The 4076-nt window shown below is 43.4% G+C and carries 3 protein-coding genes; 1 reads left to right on the top strand and 2 read right to left on the bottom strand.

Going from position 1 to position 4076, the window contains the following annotated elements; translation table 11 throughout:
- The first annotated feature begins 582 nt into the window (after positions 1 to 582).
- Positions 583 to 1821, top strand: coding sequence for an HhoA/HhoB/HtrA family serine endopeptidase (locus tag F6K37_RS33900; protein ID WP_287255117.1), 1239 nt, complete (start codon positions 583 to 585; stop codon positions 1819 to 1821).
- A gap of 144 nt (positions 1822 to 1965) precedes the next feature.
- Here the strand turns inward: F6K37_RS33900 and F6K37_RS33895 are convergent, their stop codons facing one another.
- On the bottom strand, positions 1966 to 3159 hold the full coding sequence (locus F6K37_RS33895; RefSeq protein ID WP_008180010.1) for an FG-GAP repeat domain-containing protein: 1194 nt from the start codon (positions 3157 to 3159) through the stop codon (positions 1966 to 1968).
- Between the two features lie 292 nt (positions 3160 to 3451).
- Positions 3452 to 3592 carry a hypothetical protein gene (locus tag F6K37_RS33890; protein WP_287255116.1) on the bottom strand — a complete coding sequence of 47 codons (141 nt, stop codon included), beginning with the start codon at positions 3590 to 3592 and terminating at the stop codon, positions 3452 to 3454.
- Between the last annotated feature and the right edge of the window lie 484 nt (positions 3593 to 4076).

Genomic DNA, 4076 nt, shown 5'->3' with positions numbered 1-4076 from the left:
AATTCCTAGGTAATCAGTAATCGGTAATCAGTAATAGTTTCAGTAATAGTTAGCGAATCACCAATCACCCATTATCCATTACCAAATCACGCTAAGGTAGCATTTCTGACACTATTTCATCTTAGAAGTGTATAGATGTTCGGTTAACCCATCACAGATTGGTAGTATTGTCAACCTCCATGACTAGGGGAATGCGCTAGACTAATAATCATATTGGATAGGGACTATTTCTGCCTCGTTGCCCCTATGGTATAGCCCCCGAAGCGAAGGGTGGCTTCCCTTGCTAATTGTATTGCCAATTGTATTCAGGTCCCGACCCTCAATAATTTTAATCTAAGTTAAACACTGCTCTCACAGAAAATTAACAGAACATGTCTAGATTAAATTATAGGACTTACACCGCTAACCCACTTTATTAACCTAATTACAACGATTTCAGCCTTTGATTAATAATAATCTTGGTGCGTAAATCATCAATTAATCAAAGCCCAGTTATTGCTGACACTGATTCAAAACCAATATCAAGCCCACTGCCTCCCAGTCGAAATACCAGTCGATCTACCCTTTTGTCAACAGAATCTTATGCTATTAGACCATCAAACCCCCAAATCTAATCACACCACCCGTAATCCGTTAAAAAAAGCAGGAACTTATGTGTCACTGTTGTTACTGGGAGCAGGGTTAGGCTTTTCCGGCGGTTATGTAGCATTACGTAACTCTCTTCCCGAATCCACATCCCCTGAAGCAATTGTCCCTCAGAACAAAACAGCTAGGCTCCCAGGCAGTAAACCTGTGGTGACTCAAAATCCCAACTTTATCACCAATGTGGTAGAACAAGTTGGACCAGCAGTGGTGCGGATTAACGCTTCTAGAACCGTCACCAGTAGAGTCCCAGATACTTTTAGAAACCCGATGTTCCGGGAATTTTTTAGGTTACCATTTCCCGATGTACCCCAAGAGCGAGTTGAACAGGGTACCGGTTCAGGTTTCATTATCGATACCGATGGTTATATTCTCACCAATGCCCATGTAGTCGATAGTGCGGATACTGTTAATGTAATCCTCAAAGATGGTCGCCAATTTAAAGGGACGGTAGTGGGAAGCGATCCCTTGACAGATGTAGCCGTGATCCAGATTGAGGCAGAAAACTTACCTACCGTTGCTCTCGGTGATTCTGATCAACTCACCCCAGGAGAATGGGCGATCGCAATTGGTAATCCCCTTGGTTTAGATAGTACTGTAACCACTGGCATCATTAGTGCTACCGGTCGTTCTAGCTCTCAAGTCGGTGTTCCCGATAAGCGAGTGGAATTTATCCAAACCGATGCTGCCATTAACCCCGGTAATTCTGGCGGACCCCTGCTCAATGCCTCCGGTGAAGTGATTGGCATGAACACAGCCATTATTCGGGGTGCTCAAGGATTAGGATTTGCCGTTCCCATTAATACGGTGGAAGGAATTGCTGAGCAACTGATTGTTGAGGGTAAAGTAGAACATCCTTACTTGGGCATCCAGATGGTAACCTTAACCCCAGAAGTTAAACAACAGATCAACAGTAATCCCAATGCTGGATTGATGGTTGATGAAGAAAAAGGGGTATTGATTGCCAAAGTAATAGCTAATTCCCCAGCTGCCAAAGCAGGATTGCGTGCGGGTGATGTGATCCGCAAAATCAATGATCAGCCGGTCAAAGATGCAACAGAAGTTCAGAAGTCTGTGGCTAAAACGAAAGTAGGCAGTGATTTAATCCTAGAGTTGCGCCGCAATCAACGAGATACTAAATTGACCGTGCGACCTGGTGCTTTTCCCACTGGTAAGTAGTAGTTAAGTAGTAGTTGAAACGATTAATATCAAGTTCAGTTAATCCCTTTAATTATCGGGCTTTGAATCACATTAGCATTCAGCTGTCTGCTGAATGCTAATTGCTTATTGAATCACTAATGAATAATTAACCAGACTGGCATATTAAACATAGCTTTGCCACTCGTCCCCTGTTAAGGACTCGGTGGCAACTGCCTGCTGTAGCCCCGTTTCATTCATTAGCCAGATCCCATTTTGTCCGTCAGAGCCATTACGCAACAGGATATCGTCAAAACCATTATCGTCAAAGTCCATAGTACCACGAATTTCCCAATCACCGCTGATTGGTGCTGAGTCAATGAACACTGACTCTACATACTCAGTACCATCCATCCGCCAGTAGTAGATCTCTTGGTTTTGAGTATTGCGCCACAGAATATCCGCGTCACCATCGTTATCTAAATCTCCAGCACCTTGCATCTCCCATAGACCGTCTTCTGGTAGCAGCAAATTCTCACCATTACTTTGCCTGGTAATCAACACTCCCTGATCCAGCTCCGTGCCATTCATCAACCAAACCGCATTTTCTCCGGTATTGGTATTACGCCAGAGAATATCTTCTTCTCCATCACTGTCGAAATCTCCCGTGCCACGGATTTCCCAGTTGAGGTCTGATACCTGGGTGCTAGATGCTCCGCTTTTGAACTCAAAGCCTTCCATTAACCAGAAGCCAACATCTCCGGTATCGGTATTACGCCAGATAATATCCTTTTGCTCATCGCCGTCAAAGTCTCCAGCACCACGCATCTCCCAGGGACTGTCAGCTGGTTCCGATTGAATCGGATTTGACTGATCCAAGTTGGTGCCATCCATGATCCAGGCACGATTGTCTCCAGTCTCGGAATTACGCCAAAAAATATCCGCAGAAGGGACATTGAGTGCATTGAATTCAATGAAGTCAATTCGGGTAAATTCGTCGCCATCAGAAGTACCGTTAATTGTGATCAGGTCTCCATTTTCGATGAATATGCTATTGCTAATCTGTTGATTGACGAAAGCAGCAGCATTAGCGGCAATACCAGCACCATCAGGGGGGTCATTGAGAGTTAAGGTTGGCAATTCGGTATCGCCAATAGTGATATCTATGGTGCTATCCCCATCAGTCTCATCAAAGTAGCCCAGCCTTACTTCGTAGTTACCAGTAGCTAGGTCAAAGGTTCTGGTAGCAGTACCAGAGGGGAAACTAGTATCACTTCCAGCGTCAAATAGGCTGATGACTGAATTACCCTCAGCATCGCTATTATTAGCAATTACAAAATTCGTTAGATTGGGAAAGCTTTCAGCTTGAATTTTTACCATAATTTTTCTTTACTTAAAAATAATACTCTGTCGCTTTTGACTAGTTATACTGGTTGACTGACAAAAGTCAGGATAATCTTACCTAGTCTGCTTTTCAGTCTTTACTAGGGATTCACCATCATAAGGTTACCCATTCAATCTTTCATGACTTTATCCTTTGCTCAGGATAATTTTGTCAGTCAATCAGCTTGTTTCTATGATGGGAGGCTTAGTTATGGTTCAACAGTACCCTTAAGGGTACTTTTTGATAATTTATTACGTCAAAAAATATTCTATATAGCAATTATCATAGCTATGAGGTACACAATTTCGGGATTTTAGGGAATAGGGAATAGGGAATAGGGAATAGGGAATAGGGAACAGCGGATCTGGGAATAGGGAATAGGGAATAGGGAATAGGGAATAGGGAATAGGGAATAGGGATGCGCTGCATCAAGAGGTGCGACCCGTGGCGAATTTAATAATTAGATGAGGAAAGCGCACCTAACAGGGAATCAACGTCAAAGAAGACTGTACATCATAATTGCGAGGAACGCTATAAATAGGAATGTAAATAATTTAAATTCAATAATTTAGCTATGTATAAATAATCGAGATATAGCGGTTTTAAATGGGGTGAAGTACATAATTTGGGGATTTTTGGAAACAGGCAACAGGCAACAGGCAACAGGCAACAGAGAATAGGGGTAAGCATTCAGCCGTCAGCTATCAGCTATCAGCGTGTCGCGTATCAGCTTATGGGCTACAGATGGTGCTATAGCAGAAGTCAGAAGTCCTTTGTCAGAAGTCCTTTGTCAGAAGTCAAACTCTTGCGCTTCTTGATGCAGTCGCTCATGGGGGAAACCCCCAAGACCGTAATGGTGCGCTTGACCTTGGCGAATTAAATTCGCCACGGGTCGCACCTCTGCATCGCTTAC

Origin of the sequence: Moorena sp. SIO4E2 (genome assembly GCF_010671945.1) — a bacterium.
GTDB classification, from domain to species: Bacteria; Cyanobacteriota; Cyanobacteriia; order Cyanobacteriales; family Coleofasciculaceae; genus Moorena; species Moorena producens.
This window is presented reverse-complemented; position numbering and strand designations above follow the sequence as displayed.